The organism is Marisediminitalea alba (assembly GCF_002993365.1).
Lineage (GTDB): Bacteria > Pseudomonadota > Gammaproteobacteria > Enterobacterales > Alteromonadaceae > Alteromonas > Alteromonas alba.
The window spans coordinates 60,515-83,120 of the sequence record NZ_PVNP01000016.1 but is presented as its reverse complement, the minus strand read 5'-3'; the positions used below and the strand labels follow the sequence as shown (position 1 = coordinate 83,120).

Here is a 22,606-nt window from a genome sequence, read left to right as displayed (position 1 = left end):
ATAGGTCTCGTATTAAATGTCTAAGCCGTCTTCGGTCATTACCTGTTCAAAAGGTTTGAACAGATCAGCAACCTGTTTGGCATCAAATGGTGTGCTTTCATTATCCATAAAGGTGATAGACGTTTTAGGGCCTAGTTTTGTCACCTTCAGGCGATAGTCTTCATAATCCAGCAACTGTGCATCGTCTGATGAAAACAGGTCACGCCACCAACTCACCTGCTCATCAGTATACTGCACAAAAATCAATCCGTTCGACTTATCTAAATCTTTTACGTTGAAACCCAGTTTGCGTAATACCAGCTGGATACGCGGCCAGGCAATGTCGTAGTTAGCATCTAACACGAAAGCCGGGTTACCGTCGTCATCAAAGCCCATTTCCATATCCAGACCCTGGCGGATTTGAGCAATACGGCGGTTGGTTTCAAGTTGATTAAGGTATTCGTAGTGGCTGATTACCCGGTTTAACACCATAACTTCGTCACGGCGTTTTTCCATCGCGTTTAAGTCTTCTACAGACTTATCGCCGCGTTCATAATCAAACAAGGCAACACTTAACTGTGCAGTACGTCCATGAGGTTTCAACTCTACGTCAAACTTGTAACGGCCCTTTCCATTCACTTCGGCCTCATCAGACGACCAGTCGAACCAGCCGCCATTACCTTCTTCGGTGCTGGCCGGGGCAACATTCATCCAGCCGGTAATCAGTTCGCCTTGTTCCGGGCTGAAATTTTCTACGCTGATGCCTTGCTCTTCCAAATACCCAATCAACGAGTTCCAGATAGTTTTATCCAGTGTTTCGTTATCTCTCACCTGGTCCAGCAGCACTGTGGCACCTTTAGAGCCTTCTTCCACGTGAGAACCCTGTACTAACGGGATAACCAGCGCAGGGGGCACAACCTCAAGGTTACGTCCTACCAGAGTGGAATCGGCAGATTGCCGTAGAGCTGGTATATTGTAATCGCTGGTAAATTCCGGCGCATCAAGTTCGGTCGGCACTTGTAACTGCGTGCGTTCTTTTGATTTTAAGTATTCGTAACTCCCGGAGGCCGTCACGCGTTCTTGTTGTGAAGCACAAGCAGTAAGAACAAGGCTGGCAATACCGCTGACCAAAGCCAGTTTTTTATTCATAGTTATCTCTTATTCTGAAATTAAAGCGTATTCATGTAACAACGCTTCGATGCTTTTTTGGCTCGCAAGTTCCGGTAAAACCATCGGCAAACGTAAAAATGGGCTTTTCATCATCCCCATTTTATACAATGCCCACTTCGGGATCACCGGATTTGGTTCGATAAACAATGCCGAGTGCAGTTTTTCAATGCTGGCGTTTAGCTCGCGGCAACGGGCATTATCGCCGGCCAGGGCTGCTTCACACATTTGTGCAATGGCTGCCGGCACAACATTGGCTGTAACCGAAATCACGCCATGGCCGCCTTCGCATAAAAATTCACATGAGGTGCCGTCATCGCCACTCAGCAACACAAAGTCATCGTCTACCAAAGCCTGGGTGGCTTTTAAACGGGCAATATCGCCGGTTGCGTCTTTCAGACCAACAATTTTGGGGTGTTTAGCCAGTTCTGCTACGGTTTCAGGTAACATATCGGCAACAGTGCGGCCCGGTACGTTATACAGCAGTACCGGTAAGTCGGTGGCGTCGGCAACCGCCTCAAAATGCGCAATCATGCCCTTTTGCTGAGGCTTATTGTAATAGGGTACAACACTCAGGAAGCCATCTATCCCCAGGCCAGCCATCTGCTCGCTCAGGAAAATCGCTTCAGAGGTGGAGTTTGCCCCACTTCCGGCAATAATTTTGGTTCTGCCTGCAGCGGCTTCTACCGTTTGTTTGACAACCTCAATATGTTCATCGAAAGGCAGCGTGGCGGATTCGCCGGTAGTGCCTACCGACACAATACCATGGGTGCCCTGTTGGATATGAAACTCAACCAATTCCCGCAGCGCAGGATAATCAATTTGGCCGTCATCAAACATTGGGGTGACAAGCGCAACGTAACTACCGGTAAACATATTCTCTCCACTTTTTGCGAGCGCACATGGTAATTGCCGCACTGGTTAAAAACAAGCATTTGAACGCCCGGATCGCATATTATTACCAGAAAATGACGGTTTTTATTTTTGCTGCCGGTGTTTTAAAACCGTTTAGCTCTTACCGCAGGTTTTCAGCCTGGCAAAATCCTACCAGCGACCGATTCGACTTTGGCCACGGCTATGTTAGAATCTGCGCCCCTTAATATGAGTCAGGTCCATGAAACAACAGTTAATTGCGGTTATCTTAGGTACTGACCAGGTGGGTATTCTCAGTGATATTGCCACCCTGGTCAGCGAATCAGATTGCAATATTCTTGACAGCAGACATGCTATTTACGGTCAGGAATTTTCGTTAACGATGATCATCGAAGGCACCCATAACGCCATCACCCGGGTCGAGCTTAGTATCCCTGAGATGTGCCAGCGCCGTGATCTGTTGTCGATTCTGAAACGTACTCGCGAACACACCAAACAAAATCTGACTCACCTTTACGATGTTGAATTTAATGGTGTGGATAACCCGGGGCAGATCCAGGCCATTACCCGCTTTTTTGCCGACCAGCACGTCTCTATCAGCGCCTTTCGTCAAACCACCAGTGTGGATGATGAAACCGGCCACAAGATGATGCGGTTTAAGCTGGTGGTAAATATCCCTGACGATGTTGCCATGCCGGAGTTTCGCTACAACCTGAATTTGCTGTGTCAGGTGCTACACCTGACATCCAATATTATTGATAAACATAAGGGATAATAATATGAATACGCTTTCTGCCGGTGATGCAGCACCGCTTTTTAGTCTGCCCGATCAGGACGGCAACCCGGTTTCTCTGGAATCACTCAAAGGCAAAAAAGTACTGGTTTACTTTTATCCGAAAGCCATGACCCCAGGCTGTACCGTTCAGGCCCAGGGCCTGCGTGACATTCAGAACGAACTGCAACAAAATAATGTCGTAGTGCTCGGTATCAGCCCCGACGCAGTAAAACGTCTGCCTAAGTTCATCGAAAAAGAACAGTTAAATTTTACCCTGTTATCCGATGAAGACCATACTGTTGCCGATGCATTTGGTGTATGGGGCCCGAAAAAATTTATGGGTAAAGAATACGACGGCATCCATCGTATTACCTTCTTAATCGACGAGGAAGGTAATGTTGAGCAGGTCTTTAATAAGTTTAAAACCAAGGAACATCACCTGGTCATTCTTAATTACCTGAATAACGGCGAATAAAATCGCTTATTGGCAGGTCGCCCGGCCTGCCATAACACTTTTTTAAGTTCAATCTTTACCCGCCATTTCAACGTATACTGTTCCTCTGCCCCCCTTATTGAGGAAACCCTATGTGTGATAATTCAACCGAACAGGATATTCAGCGTTTTACCGAGCAAGGCGGCAAGTTAAATAGCCGGCAGTTTAATCAGCTACTGGCACTGGGCACGTTAAGTGCCGTATTACCTCAGTTTGCTGTGGCTGACGAAAGCATTATGCAGCAACAAGTAACTGTGAAGACCCCACACGGTAGCGCGGACTGTTTATTTACGGCACCGAAAACCGGACGTCATCCGGCCGTGGTAATGTGGCCCGACATCAAGGGTCGCAGAGCAGCCTTTGATCTGATGGGTCAGCGCCTGGCTGCACAGGGTTATGCAGTATTGGTGGTCAATCCTTTCTATCGGGATGTCAGCGGAGCGGCATTACCTGAAGGGGTTGAATTTCCTTCCCAGGAGGCCTGGCAGGTCCTCTCCCCTATGCGTGAAAAACTCACTCAGTCAGCGGTAGTCAGCGATGCCGAAGCATTCTTTGCTTTTCTTGATCAGCAGTCGGCGGTGGATACCAAACGTCAGGGCGCATTAATGGGTTATTGCATGAGCGGTTCGTTTACCATGTTTGCTGCCGCAGCCATGCCCAGGCGTATTGGCGCCATTGCCAGTTTCCATGGCGGCGGACTGGCAACAGATGAACCGGATAGCCCTCACCACACTATTGTTGAGTCGGATGCGCTCGCCCTGCACGCTATTGCAGAAAATGACAATGAGCGGTCACCGCAAATGCAACCCATGCTTAAAGAGGCTTATCAGGCAGCCGGACTGACCGCGCATATTGAAGTATACCCTGACACCCTGCATGGCTGGACGCCGCCGGACTCAAAGGTGTACAACGAAAAACAGGCCGAGCGCGCCTGGCAACAAACCCTGGCATTATTTAAACAAGCGCTTTGATTGAAACACGGCCAGCAGACGCTGGCCGTGATATAAAACAGGATAGAAGACTTAAGCGTCTTCGCTGGCAGTTAGCTGTTCAGGCGAGGACGACCAGGCGGTCACCACTGCTTTCACCAGTGTTGCCAATGGAATGGCAAAAAATACGCCCCAGAACCCCCACAAACCGCCGAAGAACAGCACGGCGATAATGATGTATAAGGGATGAAGACTAACCGCTTCAGAGAATAGAATTGGCACCAGCAGGTTGCCATCCAGCGCCTGAATAATGCCGTAGGCAATCATCAGGTACCAGAATTCCGGCGAAATGCCCCACTGAAACATTGCCACCACACCAACCGGGATAGTTACCACTGCCGCCCCAATGTAGGGGATAAGCACTGAAAGGCCTACCAGTACACCCAGCAACAAGGCGTAGCGCAGATCCATAATGGCAAATGTCACGCACGACACCGCACCCACAATGATAATCTCAATCACTTTACCGCGAATGTAGTTAGCAATCTGCACATTCATCTCGTTACCCACCTGAGCAATCAAACGTCGCTCTTTGGGCAGAATACGGGAGATGCTGTCGGTGAAATACTGTTTGTCTTTCAGCATAAAAAACACCATCAGCGGCACCAGAATAAAGTAAATCAATAAGGCTGCCACACTGGTAATTGAGCCTATAGACGCCGATAACGCCTGCTCGCCAAAATCCACCAGGCGCTGATTAGCCCCTTCCATCATTTCGTAGATATGCGAAAACTGTACGTACTCCGGGTATTTATCCGGTAGCGTCAGTAACCAGGACTGGGCGTTTTGCCAGATGGTCGGTAATTCTTGGGCCAGACTGACACTTTGTTTGGTGACAACCGGGACCAGGCCAACGGCCAGCAACACCATGATCAATATAAAACACAACAACACCAGCCCCACCGCAGGCGAACGTCCCAGCCCCATGCGGTTTAACTGAGTTACCGGCCAGTCGAGCAGATAAGCAATCACCGCTGCCACAATAACCGGCATCAGCATGTCGCCCCACAGCAGCAACAATGCACTGCTGATTAAAATAAGGATAAGCAGCATGGCTGCATCAGGGTCGGAAAACTTGCGTTTGTACCAGCGCCCAAAAACACTAAACATTCATCATTCCTTCACGCATTTTCGCCAACAGTATGGTTACTGCCCGACGCCAAAGCTAACTACCGGCACTCAACAATAAAGAGCGTTACTATACCGACAAACACTTGAATTGTAACGCATAGAACTTGCACCCGAGCCCACCATGTGGTGTGATCAGACCATTGCTGTTTTGCCTTGCCAGGCCTGCAAGCAATGGCATTAAAAGGGTGTAATCTGAAATATATTATCAAATTCAGGGAACTGAATGCTGTCAGATTGTCGTATATATAGCAGTATCAGGCTTTATTTGAGGGAAAATGAGACAATTTTTTCGATCCGGTATCCTGGGTGTGTCGATGGGCATAGCTTCGGCTTTGTTGCCGGTTTCCTCTGTTGGCCAGTCAATCGGTAGCGATAAAAACACGCTGCCAGATATCGGCGTGGTAGCGTCAGAAGTCCTTACTCTGGATAAAGAAATGCTGGTTGGTGATGCCATTATGCGGCAAATGCGTGGCCAGGCTCCGGTCATTGACGATCCGGTTCTCACCGAATACATTCAGGATTTGGGTAACCGACTGGTACTACAGGCCGAAAACACCAAATTCCCCTTTGAGTTTTTTATTATCAACAACAGCGTAATGAATGCATTTGCTTTTTATGGCGGCCACGTTGGCGTGCATTCCGGCATTATTACCCGGGCTGATACAGAAAGTGAGGTAGCCTCCGTGCTCGCCCACGAGGTAACTCACGTTACCCAGCGCCATCTGGCCCGCAGAGCATTATCGCAACAGCGCAGTTCACCATTACAGATTGCTTCCATGCTGGGCAGTATCCTGCTGGCCATGGCTAACCCGGAAGCCGGTATTGCCGCCATGCAAACCTCCTCGGCAATGGCCAGTCAGTTGAACATTGATTACACCCGCTCTAATGAGCAGGAAGCCGACCGCATTGGTATTGATATTTTGTATCAGGCCGGTTTCGACCCGAAAGCTGCCTCGACCTTTTTTGGTAAAATGGCCGAGGAGTACCGCACCAGTTCCAGACCACCCGAACGGTTACTCACCCACCCTCTAACCGAAAAACGGATTGCCGATGCCCGCAACCGCATGCGCCGCTATCCGGACGTGAGACTGCGCCCCAGCTTGTCGTTTAATCTGGCCAAGGCCCGCTTGCTGGCCCGTTATCAGTTTGAACCAGACTACGCACTGGAACACTTTAAAGCGGTTGTAGAAAATGACACCTTTGCCATTCGCGACGCCGGCCTTTATGGTCTTGCCATTGCCTACCTGGCTAACGAGGAAAACCTCAAAGCCAAACAAATCAACGATCAGTTACTGGCCAGAACGCCCGGCAATCTGTTTTACGTTGATTTGGCCACCGACATTGCGCTGGCCATGGGTAAAGCGGATGAAGCCATTACTATGCTGCAAAAAGAGCTGGAGCATAAACCGCGTAACAGCGTGGTAGTGCTTAACCTGGCCAATGCCTACATGGCCAGTGACAACAATGACGCTGCCATTGAGCTTATCCGTGATTATTTGCTGGTTCACCCCCACGATCAACTGGCTTATCAGCTGTTGAGTAATGCTTATAAGGCGGAAAAGTCTTACAAGGGCATGCATCAGAGCAAGGCTGAATTACTTGCTCTGTATGGTGCGTATCCTAACGCTATCGACGAATTGCAACATGCGTACAACTATACTGGTGACGATCACCTGGAAAAACAGCGGATCCGGGCACGGATCCAGCAATTCAGAGACGAACAGGAAAAGCTAAAGCAGTTCTGATTGGGCCTGTTTAATGGCCTTTTGCAGCTTTTCCTGAGTTACTTCGCCGCGAATGGTCATGGTTACCTCACCGGCGGGAGAGACAATATAGGTAGTGGGCAACACAATGGGCATGGATACCGGTAAATCCGCTACCGCCTCGCTTATAACTACCGGAAACTGAATATGTTGCCGGGACACCACACCACTTAGTGCTTCATTATCGAGTTCGTCAAAGCTCACACCCAGCACTCTGAATTGCTGGTCATTGTAAACGTGGTTGAGTTCGGGAATTTCTCGCAGACAAGGCTGACACCATTCCGCAAAAAAGTTGACGACGGTCCACTGCTGGCTCTGCCAGTTGAAAGGCTGGCCCTGAACCGTGTTAAGAGTTAACGGCTGCAGACTTCTCAGGGCAATACCACCCGCCAGCGCCAGCAAACCAACCAACACCATAATAACAACACGGAAAGATCCACGTTGTTGTGTAATTCGTTTATAATCTGCGACAATTTTCAATCTGTTCAACCCGATAACCGTAAGTACAACAACTGGCGTTATCATAACAACACAATGAATAAGTAGAACACTATGTCTGAAATAAAAATACTGCATAACCCGCGTTGTTCTAAAAGCCGTGAAACGCTAAAACTCCTTGAAGAAAAAGGCATTGCAGCCGACGTGGTCGAATATTTAAAAGCGCCTTTAAGTGAAGCTGAGTTAAAATCCCTGTTCGCGAAGCTAGGCCTGGACGACGTGAAAAAAATGATGCGGGTAAAAGAAGCAGAATATAAAGAAGCTGGCCTCAATGGCGCCGACGTTACCGATGAACAGCGGTTTGCGGCCATGGCAGAATACCCGAAACTGCTGGAACGCCCGGTAGTCATTAACGGTGATAAAGCCCGCATTGGTCGCCCACCAGAAGCCGTACTGGACATTCTCGGATAATGGCACCGGTACTGATCCTGTACTACAGCCGTCACGGTGGCACAGAACAACTGGCCAGGGCTATTGGTGTGGGCGTTGAGGCAGGCGGCGCGACGGCGAAGATTCGCACTGTACCGCCTATCTCATCGGATCCGGATGCAGAACACCCTGACGACCCGGCTGCCGGCCCGCCTTTTGTCACCCTCGACGATTTAACCGGTTGCAGCGCGCTGGCGCTTGGCAGCCCTACCCGCTTTGGTAATATGGCCGCGCCGGTAAAACACTTTCTCGATTCTACCAGTGGACTGTGGTTAAACGGTGCGCTGATCAACAAACCCGCCTGCGTGTTTACCTCCACATCAAGCATGCACGGTGGTCAGGAGTCGACATTGTTGTCGATGATGCTGCCACTGATTCACCACGGTATGGTGATCGCAGGTTTGCCGTATTCTGAACCGGCACTTCACAGCACAACAACCGGCGGTACGCCCTATGGTGTAACGCACCTGGCGGCCAATAATGTCACCACATTAAGCTGCGAAGAAAAGCAGCTCTGCCACGCCCAGGGCAAGCGACTGGCACAACTGGCCAGCGCGCTGGCATCAATGAACACAGAAAAAGGTAATGCAGTATGATCCCTATGTCAGCAAAGACACAACGGTTTCGCGTTTTAGCCCTGGCCAGCCATCTTGGCTTACTTGTCTGGATCTCTCTGTGGCAACTTTTTTTAACAACTGACCAGCAGTATTCACTGGTCTTTATCTTTCTGTTGTACGTTTTACCCTTATTATTGCCGTTGCATGGCATCATCAAGGCTAAGCCTTACACCCATGCCTGGGCGAATTTTATTGCGTTGTACTATTTACTACACGGACTCACTGTATTTTACGCCGTCGACAGCGAACGTTGGCTGGCCGCAGTGGAAGTTGTGCTGGTAGTCGGCATGTTTACCGGCTGCAGCGTATTTGCCCGTTTACGGGGCCGGGAGCTGGGCCTGGGGCTGAAAAAGCTGAAAGAGGAGATGAAAGAGGAATGCGAGAGGTTTTCAAAGCGTTCTTAAGCACCCGCACCGCGGCCGCATTATCGGCTGCGTTACTGCTCGGTGGTTGTGGCGGTGGTGGCGATAGCGGTGGCAACAGCGTAACCCCAACACCCGGTACTCCAACGCCCGGATTCACGGCAGTCGAACCGGCCCTCACTGCAGATAACCTGCGTCTGTTTGGCGAGTTGAATGCCAGCGTCGGCGCAGCGGTTGGATTTGTTGTATTGAGCAACGACAATCAATCCCTCGACACCATTGACTGGCAGCAAACCAGCGGCCCCGCGGTTGATCTACTGGCGGCCCATACTCAGGCCATTGGCTTTGATATTCCAGCCAGCGGCAGCTATGAATTTACTGTAACAGCAGCTACCACCAATGGTCAGCAGCGTTCGTTAAGTTTCACCCTTAATGCCGAAGCATCAGCAGAGGAAAACCAGGCCAACATTCGCCTTGACCATATGGCCACCGAGCGTGGCCGGGTATCTTTGCGGGTTGACTCACCTACCAGCAAAATTATTACTGATGCCCAATGGAAGCAACTTGCCGGGCCAGAGGCCGAAGACATTGTGTATCAGGAGGACAGCACCGGCGGACCACTACAAAGTGCATTTTTTGCTGCGCCGGAAGTCACTAAAGACGAAGTCATGGAATTTTCTGTGACCCTGACTTTTGATGATGGCACCACCGCTACTGATACCGTATTAGTCGGGATTAACGATGCGCCGGTAGACAGTAATGGTATTTTCACGTAGAACGATATGTATCTTACTACCGATCTCATTCCTTATCGGGCCGATACGCCCTGGGCGGATGGGTTAAAAGAGTGTGTGTACACCAATCTGTTGGTTAACAGCTGCATTTTCAATGAATTGCCATTAATAGGCATGCGAACCAGTAACCCCACCATAGAAACCATTTTGAATAAAACGCTGGTGTCGCACCCGTGGATGGGCGATCGTTTTGCTGAGTTCCTGCAAAATTCCGCTACCTCAGAAGATATGCTGAGTTTGCTGCGCGGTGTTACGGCAGTGGTTATTTCCTACGACGTGCGCCCCTCTTTCTACTGGGTCCGTACCGGCGCTATTTACCTTGATGCCCGCAACTTCTGGCGAACGCCCGAGGAGCGGGATACGTTAAATACAGCGCCTGACTACCGCAGTGATTTTGGGAGTGATTTACAGTTTGGTATATACTGGCGCTACGTTAAAAACGACAGCTATTACTATCCACAGGCTTCGCTGGCTGCAAGCAGCCGCAACAGCCGTAACCTGGATCAGCTGGAAGCGGCCCTGTCCTGGTTGATGTACCATGAGTTGGCCCACGCCAATGACTTCTTCCCGCCGATGTCCTGGGCCAGCATTGCCGATTCACAAACGCCACTTAGTTTCTTCCAGAACAATGCACCTCAGTCTACTTTACTCTACAACCAGTATCCGTTGAACTCGTCAGTGCTGGACGCACTGGCAGATGTCTCCTTTGGCGGCGAAACAGCCACCACCGCGCAACGCAATTACACCGCAAGCGAGGCAGCCGATGAATTCAGTGCTGATACCGCACCGGCGTTTTACGCTTACTATACCGAGCGTGAGGATTATGCGACCTTATTTGAACGGTTTATGATGCTGCATCGTTTGGGAGTTAGTGCCGATGTGGGCGTCATTGGCAACAATAACAATCCCGATGCCCTAATCACCTGGGGCCAGCGCAACCGCATAAATCAGGATACCCTGCAGGCCAGAGCGGCTTTCACGGTAGAACGGGTATTACCGAACCTGAATGTGGCGCAGATCCAGGCGGAATTACCGGCCACCATTCAACTGCGGGCCAATACGTCTTGGTTTGATTTTGAGTCACTGACCAATTCGCAGCAGGTTTCACCATTACGTCTGGAGGGTTCAGACAAGCCTTATCGCCCGGCCCTGCAAATGAGGCACTGGGATCATCACCTGAGATATTAAGAAGCGGACGGATCCGTATCTTCAGCCAGCTCTCGTTTCACCAGAGCGACTGAGATTTTCTTTTGCTCTTGTAATGAGCGCTGGTCGAGTCGGTCGAGCAGCGCCATTAAACTGGGCAAATCCCGCTGACTGTGGTTGAGCAGATAGTGCAGCGCCTGGGCCGACAATGATAATCCCCGCTGCTGCGCCCGCGAGCTTAACACTTCACCACGTTGTTCATCATTAAGCGACACTAACTGGTAGGTTAAACCGGCACTGATCCTCGAGCGCAGGTCTGGCAGTCGTACTTTACTCGCATTCGGGCCAGACTGCGCTGCCACAATCAACAAGCCAATGCGCGTTTCGCTTACGCGATTAATCAGATCGAAAACCGCTTCTTCCCATGCCGAATGACCGGCAATGGCTTCCAGATTATCCAGACAAATCACCGGCAATTGTTCGAGCGCTTCGAGCAGCTTGGGCGACAAATTAACCACATCGGTAAAATTCACATAGGCATGGGGGATTTCCCGGGCCGCCAGCTGATGGCACGTGGCATAAAGCAAGTGGCTTTTGCCCCGGCCTGAACTGCCTACCAGATTGATAAGAGGAATGGACGCCGCATCCAGTAACGCCAGAGCCGGTTCGCCGCGCCAGTCGGGCGAATGGCTGGCCACACAGCTTAATAACGACACCACCTCATCATTCCCGCCGGGAATAAAGCTGTCGAAGGTCTCATCATCAGGAAGCGTAACCGGTAGAGGCAGCTGCATGGTTACTGACTCCAGAAGTAATGCATGCCTTCCAGGGGCTGACCGAAGGCATCGGTCAACGGCTGTAACTGGCTGTCGAGTGATAACACTGAGCGCAGGTCCTGCTCGGTGCCCAGCAGATTAAGGCGGAACGTACTCACCATCCCCTGCTGTTTAACCAGCATGACCTTATCGGTCACGCTGAGGTTCTTTAAGTAGTTTTGTACCGCAACCACGCCCGCCAGGCTCGACAGGTTACCCACCGAAATTTCAATGGCCTGGGCGGCGTTATCATCGGTAGGTAAAATCGAAAAATTCTGACCGAGATAATTAGCGTAGTCATTAATAAAGGTGGTTAGCAGCGCTTCCGGTTCGTCGCCGATAAGCGTGTCGTGGGTGATCTGATAAGCGCCCTGATTAGCAGCAAGATACAAATAATCTAATGAATACCGGCCTTTTTTAGCTCGCGCCGCAACCGTGGAAAACTCTTCCTGGGTAAACACCGGTCCGCTGGCAGACTCTTTCTCTACCCATGACATTTCAATGGCGTCCATTTCTGCCGGTAAAGGCATGATAACTTCGCCGAATTCATTGATTCGCAGTGCGGGCACATTAAAAGGTTCAGGGATAAAACGGGCAGATACCGGGCGCTCTGGTTCGCGATACACCATTTCGCGGGTGCGGTTGGGATATAGCCGCGCGGCCAGCACGTAATCTACGTTATAGCGACTGGCGGCATTAACGAGCTGTTCCGGAAACAAGCCCCACACGTCGTAGCCATTAATGGTAAGCGTGTCGTCCAGATCCATCAGCGGTAAGGCCAGAGGCACGCCGCGGGTTTCGGCCTGGCGACGGGTCATTCTGGCCAGTTCGCTCTGATTGCCGTCGTCGACAATACGGCGCTCACCGTCAGCATCTTCGATGGCGAGCCATAACAATGCATCCGGGCGCCGACTTCCCCAGATAGGCAAACCTTGCTTAACCAGTTCGGTTTCAATAAGTTCGCGATCGAACTCTGCAACTAAGAACAATTCGCCCTGTTCTTCGGTAAATCGGTAAGCCCGCAGATAACGGTTGGCATTGCGGCGGATGGCATCAACGGTTTGATAATCACCGATGTCCTGTTGGCCGGTTATTTTTACCAACAACTGTTCAAGCGCTGCACGGGTGCCATTGCTGAGTGCACGGCTGGATTTGTTGTCAACCGACACCTTGCCGGTAGCGAGTTCAACAGTGGAGCTGGCGTGCGCCATGCCGAGCCAGGCACTACCAACCAGTAAAGTAATGGCGGCCGTCAACTGCGAGAGTTTTCTCGGTAAATTAAGTAATTCTGCTACGGGCAAAAGCTTGGCAAACTCCATGTTAATCGCAATAAAGGTGCACGCCCTTCGGACGGTTTATTGTTATCTATTTAAACACGTTTTTCATCTTAATTATTGGCTTATCTGCGTTCTGGTAACCAATAAGCAAACTGACTGGCGACATTTTATACAGACTCGAGATTAAACATTGGTGCAATTTACCAGGTAAACCCTGCATACACGTTGGACTTACCCCCGGATACTGGTAGAATCCGCGCATTCAAACCAGTCCATGCAACAAGGCTTACCCGTGTCTGAAAATAATACATCATTAAGTTATAAAGATGCCGGTGTCGATATCGACGCTGGAAACCAACTCGTTGAACGTATCAAGTCCGTTACCAAACGCACTCACCGCCCCGAAGTACGCGGTGGTTTAGGTGGTTTTGGTGCACTGTGTTCACTGCCGGAAAAATACAAAAATCCGCTGTTGGTGTCTGGTACAGATGGTGTTGGTACCAAGTTACGCTTAGCCATGGACTTTGAGCGTCACGACAGCGTGGGAATCGATCTGGTTGCGATGTGCGTAAACGACCTGATTGTTCAGGGCGCTGAGCCACTGTTTTTCCTCGATTACTATGCTACAGGCAAACTGAACGTCGATACGGCCGCAGCAGTGGTATCGGGCATTGGCACCGGTTGTGAACAAGCTGGTTGTGCCCTGATTGGTGGCGAAACGGCAGAAATGCCCGGCATGTATCATGGTGACGATTACGATATCGCAGGTTTCTGTGTCGGTGTAGTAGAGGCCGATGATGTGATTGACGGCAGCACGGTTAAAGCTGGTCAGAAAATTCTGGCGCTGGGCTCATCCGGCCCACACTCCAATGGTTACTCATTAATCCGTAAAATTATCGAAGTCAGTGGTGCCGATGTAAACGCTGACCTGAACGGCGCACCGGTTATCGACCAACTGCTTGCCCCAACACGCATTTACGTAAAATCGGTACTCCGGTTACTGGAAAGCGTTAACGTCGCTGCCATCTCGCACATCACCGGTGGCGGCTTCTGGGAAAATATCCCGCGCGTACTCCCTGACGACAAAAAAGCCGTAGTCGATGCCAACAGCTGGCAGTGGCCAGCGGTATTCAACTGGTTACAGGATAACGGCAACGTAGAAACTCACGAAATGTACCGTACCTTCAACTGCGGTGTTGGCCTGATCCTGGTAGTAGACGAGCAGGATGTGGATGCGGCCCTTGCTGTGTTAAACGACGCCGGTGAAAAAGCCTGGCTGTTAGGTGAAATTGCCGACCTGGACGGCGAAAATCAGGTTGAGATCAATTAGTCACATGAGTACAACACCTAACATTTGCGTCATGATCTCGGGTAATGGCTCTAACCTCCAGGCCATTATCGACTGGGTAGAGGCCGGCAAAATCAATGCGAATATCGCCTGTGTTATCTCTAACCGTCCTGACGCTTATGGTCTGGAACGAGCTCGCAATGCGGGCATCGAAGCTATTTGTTTGGATCACAAACAGTATGATGATCGCGAATCCTATGATCAGGCATTACTGACCACCCTGGACAGTTATCAGCCTGATTGCGTTGTGCTGGCCGGCTTTATGCGCATTCTCACCAGTGAGTTTGTCGAACATTTTAGCGGCCGCCTATTGAACATTCACCCATCTTTGTTGCCCAAGTACAAAGGGTTAAATACTCATCAGCGTGCACTGGACAATGGTGACGATGAACACGGCCTGAGTGTTCATTTTGTTACGCCCGAGCTTGACGGCGGGCCTGTCATCATTCAATGTAAAGTCCCGGTGTTTGAAGATGATAACGCCGATGCCCTCGCCCAACGGGTGCAGGAGCAGGAACGTAGTATTTACCCGCTAGTGGTTCACTGGTATTGCAGTGGCCGGCTTAAAATGAACAACAATAAGGCATTATTAGATGGTAAAGTTCTTCCGGATAACGGTTACGCGAACGACTAAATCTCTGGCCCTGACGCTCCTGTCAGGTTTTATATGTGTGTCGGCGCTGGCCGACACCCCCCCATCAGACTCCACCAAACTGATTACCCCCTTTGAAGCCGTTTATTACGCTTACAAATGGGACGATAATCTGGGCTCCGCCAAAATTTCACTGGAAGAATTATCTGAGGGCCTGTATTCACTGACTTACCAGTCTAAAGTCTCTAAGTTCTTCTTGTCGGATAAACGCTTTGAGCACTCCATATTCATGGTTGAGGGCGATCACCTCGTTCCCCAACAGTATAATTACTCACGCACCGGTACCGGCCCGGATAAAAGCCTGAAAGTGGAGTTTCCCAGCGATGATGGCGGGCAGATCCAAATTGAGAATGATGACGAAGCTTTCGCGCTGCCCTGGCAGGGCGAGCTGGATAATCAGCTTTACCGCCTTGATGCGCCCATTCGCCTGTCCCGTGGAGTGGAAAGCTTAAGCTATGACTTTATTAACTACCGGGGGCAGCAGCGCCATTACGGTATGCGCGTATTGGGTAAAGAAACCGTAGACTTACCCTATGGCAAAATTGAAGCTATCAAGGTGGAGATTGTTCGCGACTCGAAAAGCCGCTATACGCTGGCCTGGTTTGCGCCGGATTTAAACTACCAGCTGGTGCGTTTACAACAATTTAAAGACGGTGACGAACAAGGCGACTTACGCTTAAAAGCGTTCTCCACCAAGCGCAGCAATTAATTTCCTGATGGCATGCTTAATGCGTGCCATTCTCACGCCTTGCAGATTTCCACGCCTGACATGCCATTCGTCATTATTTGGTGACACTACTACAGACAATTGTCATCACACTATAACTTGATTTTTCGCCGCAGCGAGGATAGCTTTAGGTTATCTGGTCAGACCTCAAAACAGAGTACTTGGACGAGGAGAACTAATGTCTGATTTTATCTGGGTGTTACTGGTAATACTGTCACTGTGCGTGGCAGCCTATCAACGCCTGCCCTTAATGAATGCTATTATTGTTGCAGGCGGCGTACTGTTAGTTGGTACTATTTTTGGTTCTTTAGGGCTACTTAGCTGGCTCGTATTTATTGTTGTTATGGCCCCTTTTGCGGTGTCATCCATCCGTATCCCTTACCTCACCAAGCCAATGCTGGCCTTTTATCGCAAGGTAATGCCGGAGATGTCGACCACCGAACAGGAAGCCATCGACGCCGGTACCGTGTGGTGGGACGGCGAAATCTTCTCCGGCCGCCCTGACTGGCAAAAATTGCACGCCATTCCCATGGGCCGCCTGACGGCAGAAGAACAGGCATTTCTCGACGGACCGGTAGACAAAGTCTGCAGCATGATTGACGAATGGCAGGTTAATCATAAAGACGCCGATTTGCCACCGGAGGTCTGGGCTTATCTGAAAGCTCACAAGTTCTTCGCCATGATCATCAAAAAAGAATACGGTGGTCTGGAGTTTTCTGCGTTTGCCCAGTCACGTGTTATTCAAAAGCTTGCCGGCACCAGCGCTGTGCTCTCAAGTACGGTTGGGGTTCCTAACTCGTTAGGGCCGGGTGAACTCCTCCAGCATTACGGTACCGAAGCGCAGAAGAACCATTATTTGCCGCGCCTGGCCAGTGGCGATGAAATCCCCTGCTTTGCCTTAACCAGCCCCGAAGCGGGCTCTGATGCCGGTGCAATCCCTGATCAGGGGATTGTGTGCAAAGGCGAATGGGAAGGTGAAGAAGTGCTCGGCATGCGCCTCACTTTCGACAAGCGTTACATTACCCTGGCACCAGTTGCCACGGTGATTGGCCTGGCCTTTAAACTTTATGATCCCGATGGTCTGTTAGGCAGCAAGAAAGAGCTGGGCATCACCTGCGCGTTGATTCCCCACGATACCAAAGGGCTGGATGTTGGCCGACGCCACTTCCCGCTTAATACGCCATTCCAGAACGGACCGGTGCGGGGTAACGATATTTTTGTACCGCTGGATTACATCATTGGTGGCGCAGACATGGCCGGTAAAGGCTGGCGGATGCTGATGGAGTGTTTGTCGGTAGGCCGCTGTATTACCCTGCCCTCAACTTCTGCTGGCGGCGCCAAATCCTGCGCGATGTCTACCGGCGCCTATGCGCGTATCAGACGCCAGTTCAAACTCCCTATTGGGCATATGGAAGGCGTGGAAGAGATGCTCGCCCGCATTGGCGGTAATGCTTACATGATGGATGCGGTAACCCGCTTCTCAACCGTGGGCGTTGATCTGGGTGAAAAGCCCTCGGTTATTTCGGCCATTTGTAAATATCACCTTACGGAGCGTTCGCGAGTTGCCGTGAATGACGCCATGGATGTACATGGTGGTAAAGGTATTATGCTTGGGCCAAATAATTACCTTGGCCGTGGTTATCAGGGTATGCCTATTTCTATCACGGTAGAAGGCGCTAACATCCTGACCCGTAACATGATGATTTTTGGACAGGGTGCCATGCGTTGTCACCCCTTTGTGCTGGACGAAATTAAGGCCGCTGCACTGTCTGATGAACAGGAAGCAATAAAGGCATTCGATAAAGCAGTATTTGGCCATATTGGCTTTGCGCTTGCCAATGCTTACCGCAGCATCTGGTTTACGCTGACTGGCGGTTACTTCCACCAGTCACCGTTTAAAGACAGCACCGCCCGCTATTATCAACTGCTGCAAGGCTACAGTGCTAACCTGGCGCTGCTAACCGACTTATCCATGGGCATTCTGGGCGGCACACTCAAACGTCGTGAACGTTTATCAGCACGCCTTGGCGACCTGTTAAGCTACATTTACCTGGCCAGTGCGACCCTGAAACGTTTCGACGAAGAAGGCCGCCAGCATGAAGATCTGCCGCTCCTCCACTGGGCCATGCAGGATCTGATTTATAACCTGGAAACCGCACTGATGGACTTCCTGGATAACTTCCCGATTAAGTGGCTGGGACTGGTATTAAAGTTAAAACTGATCCCCTTTGGCCACCGGGTATCCAAGCCCAATGATGCCACTGAGCATGCAATTGCCAGATTGCTGCAGCAACCCGGCACAGCCAGAACCCGCCTTGGACAGGGCCAGTACCTCACCCGTGAGCCTGGCAGCCTGCCGGGAGAGCTGGAGCAAACGCTGGAAGACGTACTGGCAGCAGAGCCGGTGTTCGACAATATTTGCCGTGCTCTGGGTGAAAAGCGCAGCTTTACTCAGCTAGATAAACTGGCCGACGAAGCCCTGGCAAAGGATCTGATCAGCGAAGCGGAAGCAGAGCTGCTCAAGCGCACCGAAAAAGGCCGCGCTAAGATTATCGCTGTTGATGATTTTGATCCCGAAGAACTGGTTGCCGCTATTAGATAGCGCGGCGTTTAACTTGTAGAGAATCCACCTTCTAAAGAAGGTGGCTTTACATTAACCCCCTAAAAGGGGGCTCTATTTAAATCGAAGAAAGGACAATAATTGTGCCCTTCTTCAGTGTTGTCATTGTCACTGGCAGACATAACAAACTAGAAGAATCATCATGGATGAGGATTCAGTCGATGCGGCACATGGAAGTGCCGTCATTGACGGTCTAGTTTGTTCTGTCAGGGACTATGACGTTTTTCACTGATAAGGGCTGCGGGGAGTCCAGAGTGGTTCCCGGTCACCGGGTCGCACAACACCCTTTGGTCGCGGTCGGCGACTCCGACAACAATCTATAGACACCCTTATTTGCTGACTTATAGATACGGGCCAAGCACTACCACGAATGATGACCACCTACTGAAGTAGGTGGTTTAGGGCTGAAAATCAAAAAGGCACCTTCGGGTGCTTTTTTTAAACCTGTTTACCTATTCAGACGTCTTTCCGGATGCATAAACATAACGGCTTTAGTTATATTTCCACCGCTAAAAAATCGTCACCAAGGGTTAACGCTGCAGAGCTATTTCAAATAATTGCAGCTTTTCTGTGGCGGAGATAAAGGACTGGTTAACACCGTTAATCTGGATTTGCCTGAGTTGCTCATCAGTCAGTTGAATAACGTCTTTGGCTACCTGGTATTCATTACTGATATCAATGGCCGATACGCCCGGGTCATCGGTGTTTAGCGTAACCTCTACGCCCATTTCTAAAAAGGCTTTCATAGGATGGTTGGCGGTATCCACCACGGTCGCGGTCTGGTAATTAGACGTTGGGCAACTTTCCACGCCAATGTTGTGCTCCACCAGATATTCAAGCAGCTTGTCATCGTGTTTAGCTGCCACACAGTGCCCTATCCGGCTGGCACCGAGCAGCTCAATGGCGTTCCAGATACTTTGCGGGCCATCGGCTTCTCCGGCATGTACCGTAATCTGCCACCCGGCATCCCGGGCTTTTTTAAAGTGTTCGGTAAACATTGGTGCGGGGTAACCCAGCTCATCGCCGGCTAGATCCAGTGCCGTAATATGGTCTTTGTGAGCAAGCAAACCGTTGAGCTCCAAGGTGCAGGCATCTGTACCAAAAGTACGACTCAGGATACCGATTAAATTATGCTTAATCGCAAAATCGCGACTGCCGTCGGCGCAACCTGCTATGGTCGCTTCCACCACATCCGCTACGTTTAACTGATGTGATTGGGCCATATAGAAAGGGGAAAATCTTAACTCTACGTAGTCGAGCCCGGCCCGCTTAGCATCCTGCATATTTTCGTAAGCAATGCGGTAACAGGCGTCGGTATCTGCAAGTACGGAAATGCCGTAATCGAGGCGTGCCAGAAACGCCAGCAAGTCGGCGGTTTTATTCTGAATCTGGCACAGCGGGCGAAGTTCGTCGAGATCTTTGGCGGGGAGTGCAATGTTATGCCTGGTGGCAAGTTCCCATATTGTTTCCGGGCGGATATTACCGTCGAGGTGACGGTGGATATCCACCAGAGGAAGCCGCGGGTCTATCACAGTGGATCAGTTAATTTGCAGCTTGTCCATCAACAGCACCGCTTGCGTGCGGGTATTGATATCCAGTTTTTTAAGTGCCGCACTGATATGCGCTTTTACCGTAGCCTCGGTAACATTCATTTCGTGCGCTATTTGTTTGTTCATCATGCCTGCACGCACATATTTCAGCACTAATACCTGCTTAGGGGTGAGTTCTTTGAAGCGCTCGAGCATGTCATTCATGTTGCCGCTGTTGAACGTCATTTTTTCGGCAATATCGGCCGGCAGCCACTGTTCACCGCTCAGCACAACATCAATGGCTTCAGCAATGGTTTTCGTTGGCGTGGCTTTAGTGATGTAACCTTTTGCGCCCAGGGTGATTGCCTGTGAAATAACATCGATATCATCATTGGCCGAGACCATCACAATAGGTAATGCCGGATAACGTTCTTTCACTGTAGTGAGCGTTTCGAACCAGTTGGCGCCCGGCATGGATAAATCCAGTAGCAGCAGATCAACATCTTTGCTGCGAGCCAGGAGTTCAATTAATGCATCCGTCGATTCAGCTTCAAGAACTTCCAGTCCTTCAAATAGCGGGGTTAACGCGCCTGATAAAGCTTCCCTGAAAAGCGGATGATCGTCGGCAATTATAAACTTCATTAAATCGGTGCCTCGGTGGCTGTCATTATTATCAATGAGTATAGGTTAATACTAAAGATTAAACGATTGAAGTAAAGAATGCCGTATTACCGAATTTTTTTATATACAGACTTGGTTTTCTGCTGCCACCGGGTAAAATTGCCGCCCAAACTGCTACTGAAGAAGAATTTATCGTGTCGAATAAAGACAATCTGTTTGCTACACCTTTAAAACAGGTTAGTGATTTTCAGTTTGATGATGCCGTTGCGGATGTATTTCCCGACATGATTAGCCGCTCTATTCCCGGTTACCAAACCATTATCGAAACCATAGGTCAGCTGGCAGCCAGCCACGTAAAAGCGAATACTAATGTGTATGATCTGGGCTGTTCTTTGGGCGCCGCGTCATTTTCGGTGTCACGCCATTGCCCCGAAGACCACTGCAATATTATTGCCGTCGACAGCTCAGCGGCCATGGTTGCGCGTTGTCAGCGCAAAGTTGAAGCCTTCCAGTTGCCCAACCCTATCACCGTAAAACAGGGGTTTGCACAATCAGAAGATATTACCAATGCGTCGATGGCGGTGATGAATTTTACCCTGCAGTTTATTCCCCCACCGGAACGCAGTGCTATTATTAAGCAAATCTTCGATGGCCTGCTACCGGGCGGCATTTTTGTTATCTCTGAAAAAATTCGCCACGATGATGACCGCGGCAACGATGTGATCAATGATTTGCACCTGCAGTTTAAACGCCAGAACGGTTACAGCGAGCTTGAAATAAGCCAGAAACGGGCGGCGCTGGAAAATGTAATGCTTATCGACACCTTTGATATTCATCAGGCACGACTCAAAGAAGCCGGCTTTGCTGATGTGGTAATGTGGTATCGCTGTTTTAACTTTATGTCACTGGTGGCAATTAAATAACCCGGGTTAACTATCTATGTCTGCATCTGAACTCTTTCACAGCTGTTATAAGGACCTGCTCAACGGGCCCTTGTCGCACTGGCTCAATACCCTGCCCCGACAAATGGAGGAGTGGCACAGCACTGCGCTGCACGGTGAGTTTAAAAAGTGGCAAAAGCTGCTCGACAAATTGCCGGCCACTAAGGCCAGTGCACTCGACGTTAAAGCGTCCGTCACCATAGGTGCGGCAACAGATATCGATACCTATACTCAAAAACAGATTGAAGGGTTACTCCGCCAGTTTATGCCATGGCGTAAAGGGCCTTATCACGTTCACGGCATTCACATTGATACCGAGTGGCGTTCCGACTGGAAATGGGCTCGGGTATTGCCTCATCTCGCACCGCTGGCAGGCCGACAGGTACTGGATGTAGGCTGTGGCAGTGGTTATCACCTGTGGCGCATGTATGGCGAAGACGCCGCTGGCGTTTACGGTATCGACCCTACCCAGTTATTCCTTATTCAGTTCTTAGCGATTAAGCATTTTATCGGCCAGGCACCCGTGCATTTTTTACCACTGGGTATCGAACAGATGCAGCCGGTGGGCGCATTCGATACGGTATTTTCGATGGGCGTGCTTTATCACCGCCGTGACCCCATGGAGTTTTTACAACAACTTAAGTCACAATTACGCAAAGGCGGCCAGCTAGTACTGGAAACCCTTGTGGTTGATGGTGACGAACAAACCGTATTGATGGCGGGCGAGCGTTACGCGCAAATGCGCAATGTCTGGTTCCTGCCCAGCTCAAAAGCATTGTTAGTGTGGTTGCAGCGGCTCGGCTTTAACGACTGCCAGGTGGTGGATGAGTGCGTCACCAGCACCGAAGAGCAGCGCGCTACCCGTTGGATGACTAATCATTCCCTGGTGGATTTTCTTGACCCGGATGACCCTTCTAAAACGATTGAGGGTTACCCCGCCCCTAAACGGGCTGTGATTATAGCGAATAAGGGATAAACCGCTTCTTAAAGCATGCTGACACCTGCATTCGATCGCTTTTTGTGCAATCATAACCAAAAGGGATCGTTAAGCAGTAATTAT

General features: G+C 50.3%; 24 protein-coding genes. 16 read left to right on the top strand and 8 right to left on the bottom strand.

Translation table 11 applies throughout. The features are described from left to right. Positions 1-12 precede the first annotated feature (12 nt). Together bamC and dapA are read right to left on the bottom strand one after the other, a co-directional pair. Complete coding sequence (bamC, locus tag C6Y40_RS02855) at positions 13-1,128, bottom strand: outer membrane protein assembly factor BamC (protein WP_105933248.1); 1,116 nt, start codon at positions 1,126-1,128, stop codon at positions 13-15. 9 nt (positions 1,129-1,137) lie between these two features. Then, a complete protein-coding gene (dapA, locus tag C6Y40_RS02850; RefSeq protein WP_105933247.1) occupies positions 1,138-2,022 on the bottom strand; it encodes a 4-hydroxy-tetrahydrodipicolinate synthase in 885 nt (294 codons plus the stop codon). A 26-nt stretch (positions 2,023-2,048) separates the two neighbouring features. On the opposite strand from dapA, the gene C6Y40_RS24900 reads away from it, so the two are divergent. The 4 genes from C6Y40_RS24900 (at position 2,049) to C6Y40_RS02830 (ending at position 4,258) form a co-directional block, all read left to right on the top strand. Further along, positions 2,049-2,246 carry a hypothetical protein gene (locus C6Y40_RS24900; protein WP_105933246.1) on the top strand — a complete coding sequence of 66 codons (198 nt, stop codon included), beginning with the start codon at positions 2,049-2,051 and terminating at the stop codon, positions 2,244-2,246. Between the two features lie 14 nt (positions 2,247-2,260). Further along, on the top strand, positions 2,261-2,794 hold the full coding sequence (locus C6Y40_RS02840; RefSeq protein ID WP_105933245.1) for a glycine cleavage system transcriptional repressor: 534 nt from the start codon (positions 2,261-2,263) through the stop codon (positions 2,792-2,794). A 4-nt stretch (positions 2,795-2,798) separates the two neighbouring features. Next, positions 2,799-3,269, top strand: a complete 471-nt coding sequence (bcp, locus tag C6Y40_RS02835) for a thioredoxin-dependent thiol peroxidase (protein WP_105933244.1) — start codon at positions 2,799-2,801, stop codon at positions 3,267-3,269. A gap of 110 nt (positions 3,270-3,379) precedes the next feature. After that, positions 3,380-4,258 carry a dienelactone hydrolase family protein gene (locus C6Y40_RS02830; protein WP_105933243.1) on the top strand — a complete coding sequence of 293 codons (879 nt, stop codon included), beginning with the start codon at positions 3,380-3,382 and terminating at the stop codon, positions 4,256-4,258. Positions 4,259-4,309: 51 nt separating this feature from the next. On the opposite strand, the gene C6Y40_RS02825 is transcribed toward C6Y40_RS02830, so the two are convergent. Further along, a complete protein-coding gene (locus C6Y40_RS02825; RefSeq protein ID WP_105933242.1) occupies positions 4,310-5,386 on the bottom strand; it encodes an AI-2E family transporter in 1,077 nt (358 codons plus the stop codon). A 296-nt stretch (positions 5,387-5,682) separates the two neighbouring features. On the opposite strand from C6Y40_RS02825, the gene bepA reads away from it, so the two are divergent. After that, positions 5,683-7,152: a beta-barrel assembly-enhancing protease gene (bepA, locus tag C6Y40_RS02820; protein WP_105933241.1), complete on the top strand. Its 1,470-nt coding sequence runs from the start codon at positions 5,683-5,685 to the stop codon at positions 7,150-7,152. Here bepA and C6Y40_RS02815 read toward each other — a convergent pair. Next, positions 7,138-7,650 carry a TlpA family protein disulfide reductase gene (locus tag C6Y40_RS02815; protein ID WP_170308390.1) on the bottom strand — a complete coding sequence of 171 codons (513 nt, stop codon included), beginning with the start codon at positions 7,648-7,650 and terminating at the stop codon, positions 7,138-7,140. The genes bepA and C6Y40_RS02815 overlap by 15 nt on opposite strands. 72 nt (positions 7,651-7,722) lie before the next feature. On the opposite strand from C6Y40_RS02815, the gene arsC reads away from it, so the two are divergent. The 5 genes from arsC to C6Y40_RS02790 are packed head-to-tail and all read left to right on the top strand — an operon-like array spanning position 7,723 to position 11,058. Further along, positions 7,723-8,079: an arsenate reductase (glutaredoxin) gene (arsC, locus tag C6Y40_RS02810; RefSeq protein WP_105933239.1), complete on the top strand. Its 357-nt coding sequence runs from the start codon at positions 7,723-7,725 to the stop codon at positions 8,077-8,079. After that, entirely contained in the window at positions 8,079-8,693 is a 615-nt protein-coding gene (gene wrbA / locus C6Y40_RS02805; protein WP_105933238.1) for an NAD(P)H:quinone oxidoreductase, read from the top strand. The genes arsC and wrbA overlap by 1 nt, the downstream gene beginning before the upstream one ends. Before the next feature lie 5 nt (positions 8,694-8,698). Further along, positions 8,699-9,118, top strand: a complete 420-nt coding sequence (locus C6Y40_RS02800; RefSeq protein WP_105933265.1) for a DUF2069 domain-containing protein — start codon at positions 8,699-8,701, stop codon at positions 9,116-9,118. Beyond that, positions 9,091-9,852, top strand: coding sequence for a hypothetical protein (locus C6Y40_RS02795; protein ID WP_105933237.1), 762 nt, complete (start codon positions 9,091-9,093; stop codon positions 9,850-9,852). Before C6Y40_RS02800 ends, C6Y40_RS02795 begins: the two co-directional genes overlap by 28 nt. Positions 9,853-9,858: 6 nt before the next feature. Beyond that, positions 9,859-11,058, top strand: coding sequence for a hypothetical protein (locus tag C6Y40_RS02790; RefSeq protein ID WP_105933236.1), 1,200 nt, complete (start codon positions 9,859-9,861; stop codon positions 11,056-11,058). On the opposite strand, the gene hda is transcribed toward C6Y40_RS02790, so the two are convergent. Next, on the bottom strand, positions 11,055-11,810 hold the full coding sequence (gene hda, locus C6Y40_RS02785) for a DnaA regulatory inactivator Hda (RefSeq protein WP_105933235.1): 756 nt from the start codon (positions 11,808-11,810) through the stop codon (positions 11,055-11,057). The two genes, C6Y40_RS02790 and hda, sit on opposite strands and share 4 nt — an antisense overlap. A 2-nt stretch (positions 11,811-11,812) precedes the next feature. Beyond that, complete coding sequence (locus tag C6Y40_RS02780) at positions 11,813-13,150, bottom strand: DUF2066 domain-containing protein (protein ID WP_105933234.1); 1,338 nt, start codon at positions 13,148-13,150, stop codon at positions 11,813-11,815. Between the two features lie 250 nt (positions 13,151-13,400). Here C6Y40_RS02780 and purM point away from each other — a divergent pair, with 250 nt between their 5' ends. The 4 genes from purM to fadE all read left to right on the top strand — a co-directional run bounded on the left by purM (position 13,401) and on the right by fadE (position 18,437). Beyond that, entirely contained in the window at positions 13,401-14,438 is a 1,038-nt protein-coding gene (gene purM, locus C6Y40_RS02775; RefSeq protein ID WP_105933264.1) for a phosphoribosylformylglycinamidine cyclo-ligase, read from the top strand. A gap of 4 nt (positions 14,439-14,442) precedes the next feature. Then, positions 14,443-15,090, top strand: a complete 648-nt coding sequence (purN, locus tag C6Y40_RS02770; protein WP_105933233.1) for a phosphoribosylglycinamide formyltransferase — start codon at positions 14,443-14,445, stop codon at positions 15,088-15,090. After that, entirely contained in the window at positions 15,050-15,817 is a 768-nt protein-coding gene (locus C6Y40_RS02765; protein WP_105933232.1) for a DUF3108 domain-containing protein, read from the top strand. The genes purN and C6Y40_RS02765 overlap by 41 nt, the downstream gene beginning before the upstream one ends. Positions 15,818-16,013: 196 nt before the next feature. Further along, a complete protein-coding gene (fadE, locus tag C6Y40_RS02760) occupies positions 16,014-18,437 on the top strand; it encodes an acyl-CoA dehydrogenase FadE (protein WP_105933231.1) in 2,424 nt (807 codons plus the stop codon). Positions 18,438-18,985: 548 nt separating this feature from the next. Here fadE and add read toward each other — a convergent pair. Beyond that, entirely contained in the window at positions 18,986-19,987 is a 1,002-nt protein-coding gene (gene add / locus C6Y40_RS02755; protein WP_105933230.1) for an adenosine deaminase, read from the bottom strand. Positions 19,988-19,993: 6 nt separating this feature from the next. Continuing rightward, entirely contained in the window at positions 19,994-20,626 is a 633-nt protein-coding gene (locus C6Y40_RS02750) for a response regulator transcription factor (protein ID WP_105933229.1), read from the bottom strand. A 173-nt stretch (positions 20,627-20,799) separates the two neighbouring features. Here C6Y40_RS02750 and cmoA point away from each other — a divergent pair, with 173 nt between their 5' ends. Both cmoA and cmoB read left to right on the top strand, forming a co-directional pair. Beyond that, positions 20,800-21,528 (top strand): carboxy-S-adenosyl-L-methionine synthase CmoA, encoded by a 729-nt coding sequence (gene cmoA, locus C6Y40_RS02745; RefSeq protein ID WP_105933228.1) that lies wholly within the window; start codon positions 20,800-20,802, stop codon positions 21,526-21,528. Positions 21,529-21,544: 16 nt separating this feature from the next. After that, entirely contained in the window at positions 21,545-22,522 is a 978-nt protein-coding gene (cmoB, locus tag C6Y40_RS02740; RefSeq protein WP_105933227.1) for a tRNA 5-methoxyuridine(34)/uridine 5-oxyacetic acid(34) synthase CmoB, read from the top strand. The last annotated feature ends 84 nt before the right edge of the window (positions 22,523-22,606 follow it).